Raw genomic sequence first — 15,015 nt, 5'->3', positions numbered from 1 at the left:
GTTGGGGCTCTGTGGAATTGGAGGGGTCCCACAATTACCGGTAATTGTTCGACCTTATAGATTGAGGACAAATATGAAAAAGTCGCTTGTGTTGGCATCTCTGGTTGCCGCTGTCGCTCTCGCTGCCTGCAGCAAGAAGGAAGAAACGACGGTGACCCCGCCGGCCCCGGCCCCCGCTCCGGCTGCCACCCCGGCTCCGGCCCCGGCCGCTACCGCCGCCGCCGCCTCTGCCGCCGACAGCGCTGCTACGGCTGCCGCTGCCGCCGCTTCGGCTGCCGCCACCCCGGCTTCCAAGTAATTCCCGCGTATCGGTTTCGGCCGATACTCGAAAAGGCCGCCTCTGGGCGGCCTTTTGCCTTTCTGACGTTAGCGCAATTCCAGCCAGTCGAATCCCCATTCGGCGCCGGCGGCCTGCAATTCGGATGGATGGGCGCCGCAGGCTGCTGCCAGTGCGGCCAGCGCCAATTCGGGTCGGTTGTTTTCGAGGCTGAGATGCGCGGCCACCACATGCTGCAGGCGGTCGTGCAGGCACGCCGCCAGGATCTGCGCGGAAGTGTCGTTGCTGAGATGCCCGAAGCGTCCGCCGATGCGCGACTTCAGCATGGCGGGATAGCGTGAAGCGGCCAGCATGTCGCGGTCGTGGTTGCACTCCAGCAGCAGCGCATGGCAGCCGGCCAGGCGGTCGACGAGGTACGGCGTGATCGACCCGGCATCGGTCAGCACGCCGAGCCGCGAGGCACCGTCGGTGAAACACGGTTGCAGCGGCTCTTGCGCATCGTGCGGCACCGTGTAGGGCTGCAACTCGAGGTCGCCGAGCGGCACCGATTCGCCATCGCGCACGAAGTGCACCAGGTCGGCGAGCTCCGGATCGCCCACGACCCGCCATGTGCCGCGGCTCATCCATAGCGGCACGCCGTGGCGACGCGCCAGTGCGAGCGCGCAGCCGACATGGTCGGTGTGCTCATGGGTGACGAACACCGCGTCGAGGTCGTGCGGCGCCAGTCCCACACGCGCCAGCCGCGCGGTCAGCTCACGCAGCGAGAACCCGCAGTCGACCAGCACACGGGTCACCGTGATGCCGCTGCTGCCCTCCACCAGGGTGGCGTTGCCGCTGCTGCCGCTGCCGAGGCTGCAGAAGCGCAGCATCGCAGGCCCGCGCTACTTGAGGTCTTCGACCAGCAGGCCGACGATGCGCTTGCCGGCGTCGCCGTTCTCCGGCTGGCCCTGGCCGTTCAACACCGTCACCGTGCTGCGATCGCCGTCGCCCTTCACCTGCACCCGGTAGCGGGCCGGTCCGCTGAGCTCGTCCTTCTTGCGACCGAAGCTGAACAGCCGGCTCATGAAGCCCGGCTCGTCCTTGCCCGCCTGGGCCGGATCGACGTAGCGCACGAAGTAGACGCCCTGTGCGCGATCGCGGTCCTCGACGGTGAAGCCGCTGCGATCGAGCGCCAGGCCGACGCGGCGCCACGCGCGGTCGAAGTTGTCGTCGACCTGCAGCGTTGCTGTGGGCTGATTCGCCACGATGCGCGCCCGCGCCGGCAAGGTGGTGCCGCCGGTGGCGACCGTGGTGGCCTTGGCCTGCTCTTCCTTGACGCCCAGGCGCAGCATGATCCGCTGCAGCATCTCGGCCTCGAGCTGCGGATCGGGTCGCGGCTGCCACACCGTGGTTTCCTTGCGGTCGCCGCTGAACACCTCGACGAGACCACGATGCGTCAGGTAGACCTCGCTGGAGCCGTTGGGCTGGCGCTCGACGCGGGTGCGGAACTTGTCGCGCTCGCCGGTGGAGTAGAACGAATCGAAGACCTTGCCGATGGTGCTGCGGATGATGTCCTGCGGAAGCTTCGCTCGGTTCTCGGCCCAGTCGGTTTCCATCACGCCGGCCTCGGCCTGGTCGACCAGCAGCGTGAAGCCGCGCTCCTTCCAGAAGGCCTGGAGCTGGGGCCAGAGCTGATCCGGCGTCATCGGCACGACGAGCCAGCGTTGGTTGCCCTCGCGCTCCATGCGCACTTCCCCGAGCGCCTTGGGCGCGACGGTGGCATTGGCCGCCGCCGTGGCGGTGGTCGTGCCGGCCTGGTACTGCGCCGCGCTGACGCTGCCGCCGGCCGGCTGGAATCGCGATTCGCGCTGCAGCTGGGTCAGGTCGGGCGGGACTTCGAGCCCGCGCTCGCGCGTGGCGCCGGCGCTCTTGTAGTCGATCTTGTCGCCGCTCAGAAAGCCGTCGACGGACGAGCAACCGGCCAGGCCGGCGACGATCAGGAGGCCGGCGAAGCGGATGGCGGTGAAACGATGGGGAACAGTCACGTCAGAGATCTCCGGAGGGCCTCGGCGCAATGCCGTGGGCCCGGTGCGAGGAAACGATGGCGGGGACCGCCTCAAATGAGGCCGGCGTCGCGCAGCGCCTGGCCCACCACCGCCTGTCCGGCGGCAGTGAGCGGCGTGATCGGCAGGCGCAGCGCTTCGCCGCACAGTCCCAGCTTGGCCATGGCCCACTTGGTGGGTGCCGGGCTGGGCTCGATGAACAGATGAGTGTGAAGCGGCATCAGCTTCAGATGAATCGCGGCGGCTTCGCGGGCGCGACCCTCGACGGCGGCGACGCACATCTCGTGCATGGCCCGCGGTGCGACGTTGGCCGTGACGCTGACGTTGCCTTGGCCGCCCAGCAGCATCAGCGCGATGGCGGTCTGGTCGTCGCCCGAGTACACGGCAAAGCCTCTCGGTGCACGCTTGATCAGCCAGCCCGCGCGAGCGATGTCGCCGGTGGCTTCCTTGATGCCGACGATGCCCGGGATCTGCGCCAGGCGCAGCACCGTGTCGATCTGCATGTCGGCCACCGTGCGGCCGGGCACGTTGTACAGCACCATCGGGATGTCGACCGCCTCGGCGATGGCCTTGAAGTGCTGGTACATGCCTTCCTGGGAAGGCTTGTTGTAGTAGGGCACCACCGACAGCGTGCAGTCGGCGCCGACCTGCTTCGCGAAGCGCGAGAGCTCGATCGCTTCGCGGGTGGAGTTGCCGCCGGCGCCGGCCATGATGGGGACGCGGCCCCTGGCGTGCTCGACGGCGACGCGGATGATCTCGCAGTGCTCCTCCACCGACACGGTCGGCGATTCGCCGGTGGTGCCGACGACGCCGATGCAGTCGGTGCCTTCGGCGACATGCCAGTCGATCAGGCGGCGCAGGGCGTCGTAGTCGACGCTGCCGTCTTCACGCATCGGCGTCACGAGTGCGACGATGCTGCCAATGATGGGATTCATGCAGTTTCCTCTGAATCCGACGATTTTAGCCGGGGCGAGCCGTCACAACGGATATCGGGCGGGAAGGTGCACACCGGGGTGTTCGCGAATCGCCGCGATGCGCTGCACGAAGCGCTCGGGCAGAGCCAGGCAGCCGTCCTCGTAGGCCACGATTCGCAGCGGCGCCGCGGCGGCCAGCAGCTCGCCGGGTCGCAGCAGGAAATCTGGATTGGACGGCCTGCCGACGGTCTCGTTGCCGCGCGCGAAGGTCTCGAAGATCAGCACGCCGCCTTCGTCGACTGCTGCCACGATGGCGGGCAGCAACGGTCGCCACAGGTAGTTGGTGACGATCACCGCACCGAAGCGCCGGCCGGCGAACGGCCATGGTCCGCTCTCGATGTCGGCGACCACCGTCTCGGCGATGTCCGACAGCGCCGCCAGCGCGGCGGCATCGCGGTCCACAGCGGTGACCCGGCAGCCGCGAGCGGCAAACCAGCGCACATGCCGGCCGCTGCCGCAGGCGACATCGAGCACGCTGGCGCCGGCCGCCACCAGCGGCGACCAGCGCTGTACCCAGGGTGACGGCTCGAGCGCCGCATGCAGCGCCTCGCTCATGATCGGGCGGTGGGATGCAGGGCCTTCAGCGCCAGGCGATCCACCATCCCGGGGGCCACCAGCTTGAGCCAGCGTCCGAGCTTGCCCTTGGCGCTCATCACGATGTCGCGCTTGCGCGCTTCGGTGCCCTGGACGATGAGCCGGGCGCATTCCTCGACGCTCATCGCGCCGCGTTCATCGAGTCCGCTCTTGCCGGCCGGCTGGCCGTGGGCGTTGAAGCCGCGGTAGCGGATCCCGGTGGCCACGACGCCGGGATAGGCGATCGTCACGCTGACGCCGCTGGGCTGCAGTTCGACGCGCAAGGCCTCGAAGAAGCCGGTCATCGCGAACTTGGTCCCGCTGTACGCCGTGCGGCCGGGTACGCCGACCAGGCCGGCGAGGCTGGCCACCGCGACGAGGCGGCCCTGGCTGCGCTTGAGGTGCGGCAGCGCGGCATGGCTGCACCACACGCTGCCCCAGTGGTTGATGCGCATCAGCGTCTCGTACCACGACAGGTCGGTGACCTCGTCGAAGTTCGCATGCGCCGACATGCCGGCATTGTTGACCAGGGTGTCGATGCCGCCGAACGCGGCGACCGTCGCATCGACGAGCCCGATGCAGTCGGCCTGCACGCCGACGTCGCAGCGCTGCACCAGCACCTGCGCGCCGCTGGCGCGGCAGGTCTGCGCCACCGCCTCCAGCTTGTCGACACTGCGCGCCGCGAGCACCAGGGCCAGCGACTGGCGATCGCGCGCGGCCCATTGCCGCGCCATTTCGGCGCCGATGCCGTCGGACGCGCCGGTGATGACGATGACCTTCATGCGAGCTTTCTGCTTCTAGAAGCAGTTCCAGAGCTGGTTCGCGAGTGTCACCGCCAGGTCGGGCCGCAGATAGGCGGCAAACACCAGTAGCAGCACGGCGGTCGCTGCGCCCCATGCCACCAGCCTGCCGCCGCGCTTCATCTCACGCCCCGGCAGGTGCGGGACTCGCAGGGCGGACGATGGCCGATTCCTTCACCGGCAGATTGACCAGCGCGGCAAAGACGCCCAGTGCCACCGCGATCCACCAGACGATGTCGTAGCTGCCGGTGGTGTCGTACAGCCTTCCGCCGAGCCACACGCCGAGGAAGCTGCCGATCTGGTGGCTGAAGAACACGAACCCGCCGAGCATCGACAGGTATTGCACGCCGAAGATCTGCGCGATGACGGCGTTGGTGGGCGGGACGGTGGACAGCCACAGCAGGCCCATCACCGACGAGAACACGTACACGCTCCATGGCGTCAGCGGAACGCTGAGGAAGATGACGATGGCCAGCGAGCGCAAGGCATAGATGGCCGACAGGATGTAGCGCTTGGGCATGCGTTGTCCGAGCGTGCCGGCCGCGTAGGTGCCGAAGACGTTGAACAGCCCGATCAGCGCGAGCGCGGTCGTCGCGACGTCCGGCGTGAGGCCGTGGTCCTTGAGGTAGCTGGGCATGTGCACGCCGATGAAGACGACCTGGAACCCGCAGACGAAGTAGCCGGCCATGAGCCATTGGAAGCTGCGGTAGCCGAAGGCCTCGCGCAGCGCCTGTCCCATGCTCTGGTGCGCGCCCGCCGCCTTCTGGAAGGGCGGCTCCTTCAGGCCCAGGGCCAGCGGCGCGATGGCGAGTGCGAAGCACCCCAGGATGAACAGCGCCTGCTGCCAGCCGACGCCGCCGATCAGCCAGTTCTCCACCGGCACCATGAGGAACTGGCCGAAGGAGCCGGCGGCGGCGGCGACGCCCATGGCCCAGCTGCGCTTCTCGGGCGCGATGTTGCGTCCGATGACGCCATACACGACCGCGTAGGTGGTGCCCGACTGCGCCAGCCCGAGCAGCAGCCCGGCGCTGCCGGTGAAGGCCAACCCGGAAGTCGCCAGCGCCATCAGCACCAGCCCCATGGCATAGAGCACGGCGCCGACGATCAGGACCCGGTATGCGCCGAATCGATCGGCGAGGCCGCCGGCGATCGGTCCTGCCACGCCCCAGGCCAGGTTCTGCACCGCGATGGCGAACGCGAAGGTCTCGCGCGACCAGCCGCGCTCCATCGTGATCGGCTGCAGCCACAGGCCGAAGCCGTGCCGGATGCCCATCGACAGCGTGACGATGGCGGCGCCGCACAGCAGCACCTGCGTCATGGAAAGGGTGGGGCGGGAGGAGGATGCGCGCATCGGGTGACTGTAGCCACTCGCCCAATGCCTTGCCGGTGGCGGGACTCCGCGCCCGAGATGAGAGGGACAGGGCGCTCACGGCGACGAGGCGGCGCCGCAGGCGCCGGGATGGCCCTGCCTACAATCCGCCGCCATGGCGACCAAACCCCCGAGCAAGTCCGAGGCTTCCTATGGCGAAGCCTCGATCCGCGTCCTGAAGGGACTCGAGCCGGTCAAGCAGCGGCCGGGCATGTACACCCGCACCGACAACCCGCTGCACATCATCCAGGAGGTCATCGACAACGCCGCCGACGAGGCGCTGGCCGGCTTCGGCAAGCGCATCGACGTGACCGTGCATGCCGACGGCTCGATCAGCGTGCAGGACGACGGCCGCGGCATTCCCTTCGGCCTGCATCCGGAAGAGAAGGTGCCCGTGATCGAGATCGTCTACACGCGGCTGCACGCCGGCGGCAAGTTCGACAAGGGCGCCGGCGGCGCCTACAGCTTCTCGGGCGGGCTGCACGGCGTGGGCGTCTCGGTGACCAACGCGCTGGCCAAGCGGCTGGAGGTGACCGTGTGGCGCGAGGGCCAGGTGGCGGAGATCGTGTTCGCCGGCGGCGATGTCGCCGAGTCGCTGAAGGTGCGCCGCGCCTCGTCGGCAGACCGCAAGAACGGCACCACGGTGCGCGCCTGGCCCGATCCCAGGTACTTCGAGAGCGCCGAGCTGCCCAAGGCCGAGCTGATGCACCTGCTGCGCAGCAAGGCGGTGCTGATGCCCGGCGTCACCGTCACGCTCAAGCACGAGAAGAGCGGCGAGTCGCAGAGCTGGACCTACAAGGGCGGCCTGCGCGACTACCTGATGCAGACGCTTACCGCGGATCCGGTGATCCCGCTGTTCGAAGGCGAGCACTACGCCGACCGCGGCGAGACCGAGAACTTCGCCGAAGGCGAGGGCGCCGCCTGGTGCGTCGCCTTCACCGAAGACGGCGCGCCGGTGCGCGAGAGCTACGTCAACCTCATTCCCACGGTGGCCGGCGGCACGCACGAGTCGGGGCTGAAGGACGGACTGTTCGGAGCGGTCAAGGGCTTCATCGACCTGCACAGCCTGCTGCCCAAGGGCGTCAAGCTGATGCCCGAGGACGTGTTCTCACGCGCGAGCTTCGTGCTGAGCGCGAAGGTGCTCGACCCGCAGTTCCAGGGACAGATCAAGGAGCGCCTGAACAGCCGCGACGCGCTGCGCCTGGTCTCGACCTACGTCAAGCCGGCGATGGAGCTGTGGCTCAACCAGCACGTCGACCTGGGCAAGAGGCTCGCCGAACTGGTCATTCGCCAGGCGCAGACGCGCCAGCGCGCAAGCCAGCGCGTGGAAAAGCGCAAGGGCTCCGGCGTGGCGGTGCTGCCCGGCAAGCTCACCGACTGCGAGAGCCGCGACCTCACGCTCAACGAGCTGTTCCTCGTCGAAGGCGATTCGGCCGGCGGCAGCGCCAAGATGGGCCGCAACAAGGAGACGCAGGCCATCCTGCCGCTGCGCGGCAAGGTGCTCAACGCGTGGGAGGTCGAGAAGGACCGACTGTTCGCCAACAACGAGATCCACGACATCGCGGTCGCCATCGGCGTCGATCCGCACGGGCCGGCCGACGAGCCCGACCTGTCGGGCCTGCGCTACGGCAAGGTGTGCATCCTCTCCGACGCCGACGTCGACGGCTCGCACATCCAGGTGCTGCTGCTGACACTGTTCTTCCGCCACTTTCCCAAGCTCATCGAGCGCGGCCACATCTTCGTCGCCAAGCCGCCGCTGTTCCGCGTCGACGCACCGGCGCGCGGCAAGAAGCCGGCGGCGAAGATCTACGCGCTCGACGAAGGCGAGCTCACCGCCACGCTGGACAAGCTGCGCAAGGAAGGCGCGCGCGAGGGCTCATGGAGCATCGGGCGCTTCAAGGGCCTGGGCGAGATGAACGCCGAGCAGCTGTGGGAGACCACGCTCAACCCGGACACGCGCCGCCTGCTCGAGGTGGCCTTCGGCCAGCTGGACTTCTCGGCCACGGTCGACTCGCTGACCAAGCTGATGGGCAAGGGCGAGGCGCAGGCGAGGCGCGAGCTGATGGAGCTGCACGGCGACGCGGTGGAAGTGGACGTTTGATGCCCGCGCCTTTCGTCAGGCTGCGGCCCACGATGCTGACCGATCTCGACTTCGTCATCTCGGTCGAGCAGGACGCCGCCAACCGGCCCTTCATCACGCCATGGGAGCGGACCCAGCACGAAGGCGCGGTGCGCTTCCCCGATTTCCGGCACTTCATCGTCGAGGCCGGCCCCGAATATGCGTCCAATGGCTTCGTCATCCTGCAGGGCTGCCGCAATCCGCACGGTTCGGTCGAGCTCAAGCGGATCGTGCTGCAGAACAAGGGCCAGGGGCTGGGCCGCGCCTGCGTGCGATTGCTCGCGCAAATGGCGTTCCGCGACCTGGGCGCGCACCGCTTCTGGCTGGACGTGAAATCGAAGAACACCCGCGCGCAGGCGCTGTACCGCAGCGAAGGCTTCGTCGAGGAAGGCCGGTTGCGCGACAGCGTGAAGACCGACGACGGCTACGACTCGCTGATCGTGATGTCGATGCTCGAGCACGAATACGAAGCGCTGTGCGCCGCACGCGCCAACCCCCAGTAGTCAGCAACGATGGACCAGACGACGATGAATTTCCAAGGTGGGGGCGACGAAGGCGACGCGATCACGCTCGCTCACTACGCCGAGCGCGCCTATCTCGAATACGCGCTGAGCGTGGTGAAGGGCCGCGCGCTGCCGGACGTGTGCGACGGCCAGAAGCCCGTGCAGCGCCGCATCCTGTACGCGATGGAGCGCATGGGACTGAGCTTCAGCGGCACCGCAGGCGCCAAACCGGTGAAGAGCGCACGTGTCGTGGGCGATGTGCTGGGCCGCTTCCACCCGCACAGCGACCAGGCGGCCTACGACGCGCTGGTGCGCATGGCGCAGGACTTCTCGCAGCGCTATCCCCTGATCGACGGCCAGGGCAACTTCGGCTCGCGCGACGGCGACGGCGCGGCGGCGATGCGCTACACCGAAGCGCGGCTGGCGCCGATCTCGCGCCTGCTGCTCGACGAGATCGACGAAGGCACGGTCGACTTCATCCCCAACTACGACGGCTCCACGCAGGAGCCCAGGCAGCTGCCGGCGCGCCTGCCGTTCGTGCTGCTCAACGGCGCCAGCGGCATCGCGGTGGGCCTTGCGACCGAGGTGCCCTCGCACAACCTGCGCGAGGTCGCGTCCGCGGCCGTCGCGCTCATCCGCGACGCCAAGCTGAGCGACGACGAGCTGGGCACGCTGATCCCCGGTCCCGACTATCCCGGCGGCGGACAGATCATCAGCAGCAGCGAGGACATCCGCGCCGCGTACTCGGCGGGCCGCGGCAGCCTGAAGGTGCGCGCGCGCTGGAAGATCGAGGACCTGGCGCGTGGCCAGTGGCAGCTCGTCGTCACCGAACTGCCGCCGGGCACCAGCGCCCAGCGCGTGCTCGAGGAGATCGAGGAGCTCACCAATCCCAAGGTGCGCGCCGGCAAGAAGACCGTGAGCGCGGAGCAGGCCCAGCTGAAGACGACGGTGCTCTCGGTGCTCGACGCGGTGCGCGACGAGTCGAGCAAGGACGCGCCGGTGCGTCTGGTGTTCGAGCCCAAGACCAGCCGCATCGAGCAGCAGGACCTGATCCAGACCTTGCTCGCGCACACCAGCCTCGAGAGCTCGGTTCCGGTCAACCTCACGATGGTCGGCGCGGATGGCCGGCCGACGCAGAAGAGCCTGCGCCAGATGCTGGTCGAGTGGATCGAGTTCCGCATGCAGACGGTGCAGCGGCGCACGCGCCACCGCCTGGGCAAGGTGCTCGACCGCATCCACATTCTCGAGGGCCGGCAGCTCGTGCTGCTGAACATCGACGAGGTGATCCGCATCATCCGCCACGCCGACGAGCCCAAGCCGGCGCTGATCGAGCGCTTCAAGCTGAGCGACCGGCAGGCGGAGGACATCCTCGAGATCCGGCTGCGTCAGCTCGCTCGGCTGGAGGCGATCAGGATCGAGCAGGAGCTCAAGGAGCTGCGCATCGAGCAGGGCAAGCTGGAGGACATCCTCAACAGCCCGGCGTCGCTCAAGCGCACGGTGGTGCGCGAGATCGAAGCGGACGCCAAGCAGTACGGCGACGAGCGCCGCACGCTGATCCAGGCGGAGAAGAAGACGATCGCCGAGGTGAAGGTGATCGACGAGCCCGTCACCGTGGTCGTCAGCCTCAAGGGCTGGGTGCGCGCGCTGAAGGGCCATGAGGTCGAGTCATCGGCCTTGCAGTTCAAGGCGGGCGATGCGCTGTACGGCACCTTCGCCTGCCGCAGCGTCGACACCCTGCTGGTGTTCGGCAGCAACGGGCGGGTCTATTCCACTGCCGTCAACCTGCTGCCCGGCGGGCGCGGCGACGGCCAGCCGATCACCACGCTGATCGACCTCGAAAGCGGCACCCAGCCCTCGCACTACTTCGCCGGCCATGCACAGCAGACGCTGCTGCTGGCCAACACCGGCGGCTTCGGCCTGCTGGCGCGCGTGGGCGACCTGGTGTCACGCCAGCGCGGCGGCAAGTCCTTCCTGAGCCTGGAGGCGCAGGACAAGCCGCTGCCGCCCAGCCTTTCGGATCGCGCCTCGCGTGTCGCCTGCCTCACGCTGGAGGGACGCATGCTCGTGTTCGGCCTCGACGAGCTGAAGCTGCAGCCCAATGGCGGACGCGGCCTGACGCTGATCGACACCGACACGAAGGATGCGCTGGTCAGCGTGGCGGCCTTCACCGACGCGCTGCAGGTGCTGGGCACCGCGCGCGGCGGCAAGCCCCGGGAGGAGGTGCTGAAAGGCGCCGCTCTCTCGGCCTACGAAGGCAAGCGCGCCCGCAAGGGGCGCAAGCAGGACGTGATGCAGAAGGCGATGCGGGTGGTGGCGGCCGCCTGAAACCGCCCTACTTGCGGGCGCCGCGGCTCTTGCGCGGCGCCGGCCGCGATCGAGGGGCGGGTTTATGGGCAGGCGGCTCCTGGGCGGAAGTCAGCTCGCCATTCATCCAGGGCGCGCCCGGCATCGGCCAGTTGACCGCGGTCCAGAAGCCCCGCTGCGCATCGAGGAAGCGGTTCCACGAGCGGGCCTGCGATTCCAGCGCGTCGGGGATGCCGTCGGCGGTCTTGGACTCGGGCTCCTCGGGCACGTCCTCGCGCTCCAGCTGCGGCAGTGCGGCATTCCACAGCCACGGCGTCGTCTGCAGCCACGGCGTGTACATCGCCCAGATGCTGCGGTTGGCGTCGAGCAGGTGGTTCCACAAGCGGGCCTGCGTCTCCATCGCCGCGCCCAGTCCCCACGGATCGCCGGCACTGTTGGCGTCGCCTTCCTTCGCCGTGAATTGCGGCCACAGCGGCGCGTTCGAAGTCAGCATGCATGTCTCCCGTTGACGGTGGCACCGAGGCGGTGCAAGAAGACAACTCTAGTGCCTGGCGCGGTGCGCACGTTGCGATGTGCAACAAGGCGGTGCGGTCTTGGGCTGCCGGAGCTAGCGCGCAATCGTCAACACCCGGACCGCCGCCACGCCGAGCAGGACGAAAAGCCCGAGCGACCAGTACTCATAGGGCACGCCGAACAGATCGATCGCCGCATCCGCGCAGGTGGCCGTCACCTGGAACAGCCATGGCGCCAGCGATTCGACCCCAAGCGCCGTGATGATCTTGTCGGCCATGGTGAGCGCGCAGGAACTCGACTTGGCGGCCACTGCGTGCTGGTACACCGCCGCGGTGACACCGCCCGCGGCGAGCAGCAGCGCCAGCCCCGCGAACGGCTTGCGCAGCGGCGGCGCGACGGCCCCGATCACGCACACGGCGGCAACGACGACGAAGATCAGCCGCTGCAGGATGCACCAGGGGCAAGGCTGCATTCCGAACGCGTGCTGCGACACCAGCGCGGCGGCGACAGCGGCCGCGCACAGTGCTGCCATCGCCAGGAGCCACTGGCGAGAAGAAGAAGCGGGCATCGTCAGCCCACCTGCGCGATGAGCTCGATCTCGACGCAGGCGCCCATCGGCACCTGCGCGACGCCGAACGCGCTGCGGGCATGCGCGCCCTTGTCGGCGAAGACCTCGCCGAGCAGCTCGGAGCAGCCGTTGGTCACCAGGTGCTGTTCGGTGAAGGTGGGCGTGCTGTTGACCAGGCTCATCACCTTGACGATGCGCTCCACCTTGTTCAGGTCGCCGACCGCGGCGTGCAGCGTGCCGAGCAGGTCGATCGCGACCGCGCGCGCCGCCTGCTTGCCCGTGGCGGTGTCGATGTCGCGGCCGAGCTGTCCAACCCAAGGTTTGCCGTCGCGCTTGGCGATGTGGCCCGACAGGAACACCAGGTTTCCGCTGCGCACGAAGGGCACGTAGGCGGCGGCGGGAATGGCGACGGGCGGCAGCTCGATGCCGAGCGCCTTCAGGCGGTCATAGACGGACATGGTTCGTTTGGGGGAAGCGGTGGGGGGACCGCAAATCCTACACTGCGACCCATGGGGGGACAGCACACGGGCTGGCGCCTGGCGAGCCTGGCGCTGGCCTGGCTCGCGGGTGTCGCGCTGCAGCTCGCAGAGCGCGCGCTGATGCCGGCAGGGATGTATCGAATCGCTCTCGCGGCGGGCTGCGTGGCGGTGCTGATCGCATGGCGCTGGCGCCGGTGGCTGCCGCTCGCGCTGATCGGCATGGTGGCGATCGGATTCGCCAGTGCCGGATGGCGTGCCGCCGAGCGCCTGTCCCATGCCCTGCCGGCCGCGCTCGAAGGCGAAGACGTGCACGTGACCGGCATCGTCGCAAGCCTGCCGCAGCGCGGCGCGTCCGGACTGCGCTTTCGCTTCGAGGTGGAAGAAGCGCGCCACCGCGGCGAGGCCGTGAGGCTTCCGCCGCTGCTGCAGGTGGGCTGGTACAGCGGCTTCCAGGAGGATGCCGTGCTCACGCCGTCGCAGCAGGAGCTGCGCGCGGGGCAGCGCTGGCGGTTCGTGCTGCGCTTGCGCGCGCCCCACGGGCATCTGAACCCGCACGGCTTCGATCACGAGTTGCAGCTGTTCGAGCAGGGCATCGGCGCCACGGCCTATGTGCGCGACGCGCCGGCGCAGCTGCTCCATCGCGCCGCCGGCTACCCGATCGAGCGCTGGCGTCAAGGAGTGCGCGACGCGATCGAGGCGCAGGTGCCCGATCGCCGGGCCGCCGGCGTGCTGGCGGCTCTGTCGGTGGGCGACCAGTCGGCGATCGACCGCGAGGACTGGGAGCTCTTTCGCCAGACCGGAATCGCGCACCTGGTGTCGATCAGCGGCCTGCACATCACGATGTTCGCGTGGGGCGCCGGGCTCGCCATCGCTGCATTGTGGCGGCGCAGCCACCGCGCGATGGCCTGGTGGCCTGCACCGCTGGCCGCGCAATGGGGCGGACTCGCGGCCGCGCTGCTGTACGCCTTGTGCTCCGGCTGGGGCGTGCCTTCGCAGCGCACCGTGTGGATGCTGTCCACCGTCACCGTGCTGCAGGCGCTGGGTCGCCGATGGCCCTGGCCACTCGTGCTGCTGGCCGCCGCGGTCGTCGTGACGGCGCTCGACCCATGGGCCCTGCTTCAGCCCGGCTTCTGGCTGTCGTTCGTGGCGGTCGGCCTGCTGATGGCGTCGAGCGAGGTGCGACCGGGCGCAACGCCCGAGGGCACCGCGCCGTGGAGACGGCGCCTGCGCGCCGAGTTGCGCAGCCAGCTCGTCGCGACGCTGGGCCTGGCGCCGCTGACGCTGGTCTTCTTCCAGCAACTGGCGCTCGTCGGCTTCGCCGCCAACCTCGTGGCGATCCCGCTGGTGACGCTGCTGATCACGCCGCTGGCGCTGCTGGGCATCGTGGCCGCGCCGCTGTGGTGGTTCGGCGCCTGGATCGTCCAGCGGCTCTGCGTCGGTCTGGCGTGGCTCGCCGGGATGCCGCATGCCCTCTGGACGGTGCCGGCGGCGCCGGCCTGGGCGCAGGCGAGCGGCCTGGCCGGCGCCGTGCTGCTGGTGCTGCCGCTGCCATGGCGGCTGCGGCTGATGGCGCTGCCGTTGGCGCTGCCCTTGCTGCTGCCGCCGCTCGCGCGGCCGCCCGAAGGACGCTTCGAGCTGGTGGCAGCCGACGTCGGCCAGGGCACGTCGGTGCTGGTGCGCACGCGGCACCATCTGCTGGTCTACGACACCGGTCCGCAGTACTCGCGCGAGACCGATGCCGGCCAGCGCGTGCTGCTGCCGCTGCTGCGCGCGCGCGGCGAGACCCGCATCGACAAGCTGGTGCTGAGCCATCGGGACCTCGATCACGTGGGCGGCGCCCGCACTCTGCTGCAATCCACGCCGGTCGTCGAGCTCTTGAGTTCTCTCGAGGACGGCCATCCGCTGCTGGCGCTGGCGTCGGCGGCGACGCGTTGCCATGGCGGCCAGGCGTGGGAGTGGGATGGCGTGCGCTTTCAGGTGCTGCAGCCGCCCGCGCCCGCCTACGGCGCGCGCCTCAAGTCGAATGCGATGTCCTGCGTGCTGCGCATCAGCAGCCCTGCCTCGGGCAGCGTGCTGCTGAGCGGGGACATCGAGCGGGACCAGGAGGCCCGTCTCGTCGCCGAGCAGCCCGAGGCGCTGCGCAGCGACTGGCTGCTCGTGCCGCATCACGGCAGCAGGACATCGTCGACCGAGAGCTTCGTCGATGCCGTGCAGCCGCGCGGCGCCGTCGTCCAGGCCGGCTATCGCAACCGCTTCGGTCATCCTGCCGGCGACGTGGTGGCGCGCTACCGCAGGCGCGGCATCATCGTCTTCGACACCGCCTCGTGCGGCGCCTGGCAATGGCCCGGGGGGCCACAGGGGCAGGGTGTTTGCCAGCGTGACGTTGCCAGACGCTACTGGCACCATCGACCGCTGCCCGCCGGCGGATGAGATTCAGCGCCTTTCGCTCGTCTCGTGGCCTGCTTTTTGCTAACTTGCGTCCGAGGAGACGTGC

General features: G+C 69.2%; 15 protein-coding genes. 5 read left to right on the top strand and 10 right to left on the bottom strand.

Annotation, left to right across the window (positions count from 1 at the left end):
• Positions 1 to 73: 73 nt before the first annotated feature.
• Positions 74 to 298, top strand: coding sequence for a hypothetical protein (locus P7V53_RS18010; protein WP_280150870.1), 225 nt, complete (start codon positions 74 to 76; stop codon positions 296 to 298).
• A 68-nt stretch (positions 299 to 366) separates the two neighbouring features.
• On the opposite strand, the gene P7V53_RS18005 is transcribed toward P7V53_RS18010, so the two are convergent.
• From P7V53_RS18005 to P7V53_RS17975, 7 genes are all read right to left on the bottom strand, one after another.
• Positions 367 to 1,143: an MBL fold metallo-hydrolase gene (locus P7V53_RS18005; protein WP_280156548.1), complete on the bottom strand. Its 777-nt coding sequence runs from the start codon at positions 1,141 to 1,143 to the stop codon at positions 367 to 369.
• Between the two features lie 15 nt (positions 1,144 to 1,158).
• Positions 1,159 to 2,301, bottom strand: a complete 1,143-nt coding sequence (gene bamC / locus P7V53_RS18000) for an outer membrane protein assembly factor BamC (RefSeq protein WP_280150869.1) — start codon at positions 2,299 to 2,301, stop codon at positions 1,159 to 1,161.
• Positions 2,302 to 2,372: 71 nt separating this feature from the next.
• On the bottom strand, positions 2,373 to 3,254 hold the full coding sequence (dapA, locus tag P7V53_RS17995) for a 4-hydroxy-tetrahydrodipicolinate synthase (protein WP_280150868.1): 882 nt from the start codon (positions 3,252 to 3,254) through the stop codon (positions 2,373 to 2,375).
• Positions 3,255 to 3,296: 42 nt separating this feature from the next.
• Entirely contained in the window at positions 3,297 to 3,848 is a 552-nt protein-coding gene (locus P7V53_RS17990; protein WP_280150866.1) for a class I SAM-dependent methyltransferase, read from the bottom strand.
• The gene (locus tag P7V53_RS17985) at positions 3,845 to 4,648 is read right to left on the bottom strand and encodes an SDR family oxidoreductase (protein WP_280150865.1); all 804 of its coding nucleotides are present in this window, start codon (positions 4,646 to 4,648) and stop codon (positions 3,845 to 3,847) included. Before P7V53_RS17985 ends, P7V53_RS17990 begins: the two co-directional genes overlap by 4 nt.
• Before the next feature lie 15 nt (positions 4,649 to 4,663).
• Entirely contained in the window at positions 4,664 to 4,789 is a 126-nt protein-coding gene (locus P7V53_RS17980) for a hypothetical protein (protein WP_280150864.1), read from the bottom strand.
• Position 4,790: 1 nt separating this feature from the next.
• Positions 4,791 to 5,984, bottom strand: coding sequence for an MFS transporter (locus tag P7V53_RS17975; RefSeq protein ID WP_280150862.1), 1,194 nt, complete (start codon positions 5,982 to 5,984; stop codon positions 4,791 to 4,793).
• A gap of 166 nt (positions 5,985 to 6,150) precedes the next feature.
• On the opposite strand from P7V53_RS17975, the gene P7V53_RS17970 reads away from it, so the two are divergent.
• Genes P7V53_RS17970 through parC form a run of 3 tightly spaced genes read left to right on the top strand, consistent with a single transcriptional unit; the run spans position 6,151 to position 10,982 of the window.
• Positions 6,151 to 8,136 carry a DNA topoisomerase IV subunit B gene (locus P7V53_RS17970; protein ID WP_280150860.1) on the top strand — a complete coding sequence of 662 codons (1,986 nt, stop codon included), beginning with the start codon at positions 6,151 to 6,153 and terminating at the stop codon, positions 8,134 to 8,136.
• Positions 8,136 to 8,657: a GNAT family protein gene (locus P7V53_RS17965; protein ID WP_280150859.1), complete on the top strand. Its 522-nt coding sequence runs from the start codon at positions 8,136 to 8,138 to the stop codon at positions 8,655 to 8,657. The genes P7V53_RS17970 and P7V53_RS17965 overlap by 1 nt, the downstream gene beginning before the upstream one ends.
• A gap of 24 nt (positions 8,658 to 8,681) precedes the next feature.
• Positions 8,682 to 10,982, top strand: coding sequence for a DNA topoisomerase IV subunit A (gene parC / locus P7V53_RS17960; protein ID WP_280150858.1), 2,301 nt, complete (start codon positions 8,682 to 8,684; stop codon positions 10,980 to 10,982).
• Between the two features lie 7 nt (positions 10,983 to 10,989).
• Here the strand turns inward: parC and P7V53_RS17955 are convergent, their stop codons facing one another.
• The 3 genes from P7V53_RS17955 to P7V53_RS17945 all read right to left on the bottom strand — a co-directional run bounded on the left by P7V53_RS17955 (position 10,990) and on the right by P7V53_RS17945 (position 12,500).
• Complete coding sequence (locus P7V53_RS17955) at positions 10,990 to 11,454, bottom strand: hypothetical protein (protein WP_280150856.1); 465 nt, start codon at positions 11,452 to 11,454, stop codon at positions 10,990 to 10,992.
• A 114-nt stretch (positions 11,455 to 11,568) separates the two neighbouring features.
• The gene (locus P7V53_RS17950; RefSeq protein ID WP_280150855.1) at positions 11,569 to 12,042 is read right to left on the bottom strand and encodes a disulfide bond formation protein B; all 474 of its coding nucleotides are present in this window, start codon (positions 12,040 to 12,042) and stop codon (positions 11,569 to 11,571) included.
• Positions 12,043 to 12,044: 2 nt separating this feature from the next.
• The gene (locus P7V53_RS17945; RefSeq protein ID WP_280150854.1) at positions 12,045 to 12,500 is read right to left on the bottom strand and encodes a RidA family protein; all 456 of its coding nucleotides are present in this window, start codon (positions 12,498 to 12,500) and stop codon (positions 12,045 to 12,047) included.
• A gap of 51 nt (positions 12,501 to 12,551) precedes the next feature.
• Here P7V53_RS17945 and P7V53_RS17940 point away from each other — a divergent pair, with 51 nt between their 5' ends.
• Positions 12,552 to 14,951, top strand: a complete 2,400-nt coding sequence (locus tag P7V53_RS17940) for a DNA internalization-related competence protein ComEC/Rec2 (protein ID WP_280150853.1) — start codon at positions 12,552 to 12,554, stop codon at positions 14,949 to 14,951.
• Positions 14,952 to 15,015 lie beyond the last annotated feature (64 nt).

The organism is Piscinibacter sp. XHJ-5, from assembly GCF_029855045.1.
GTDB lineage: Bacteria > Pseudomonadota > Gammaproteobacteria > Burkholderiales > Burkholderiaceae_C > Albitalea.
Note: the sequence above shows the minus strand (reverse complement) of the source record. Positions and strands in the feature narration are given on the sequence as shown.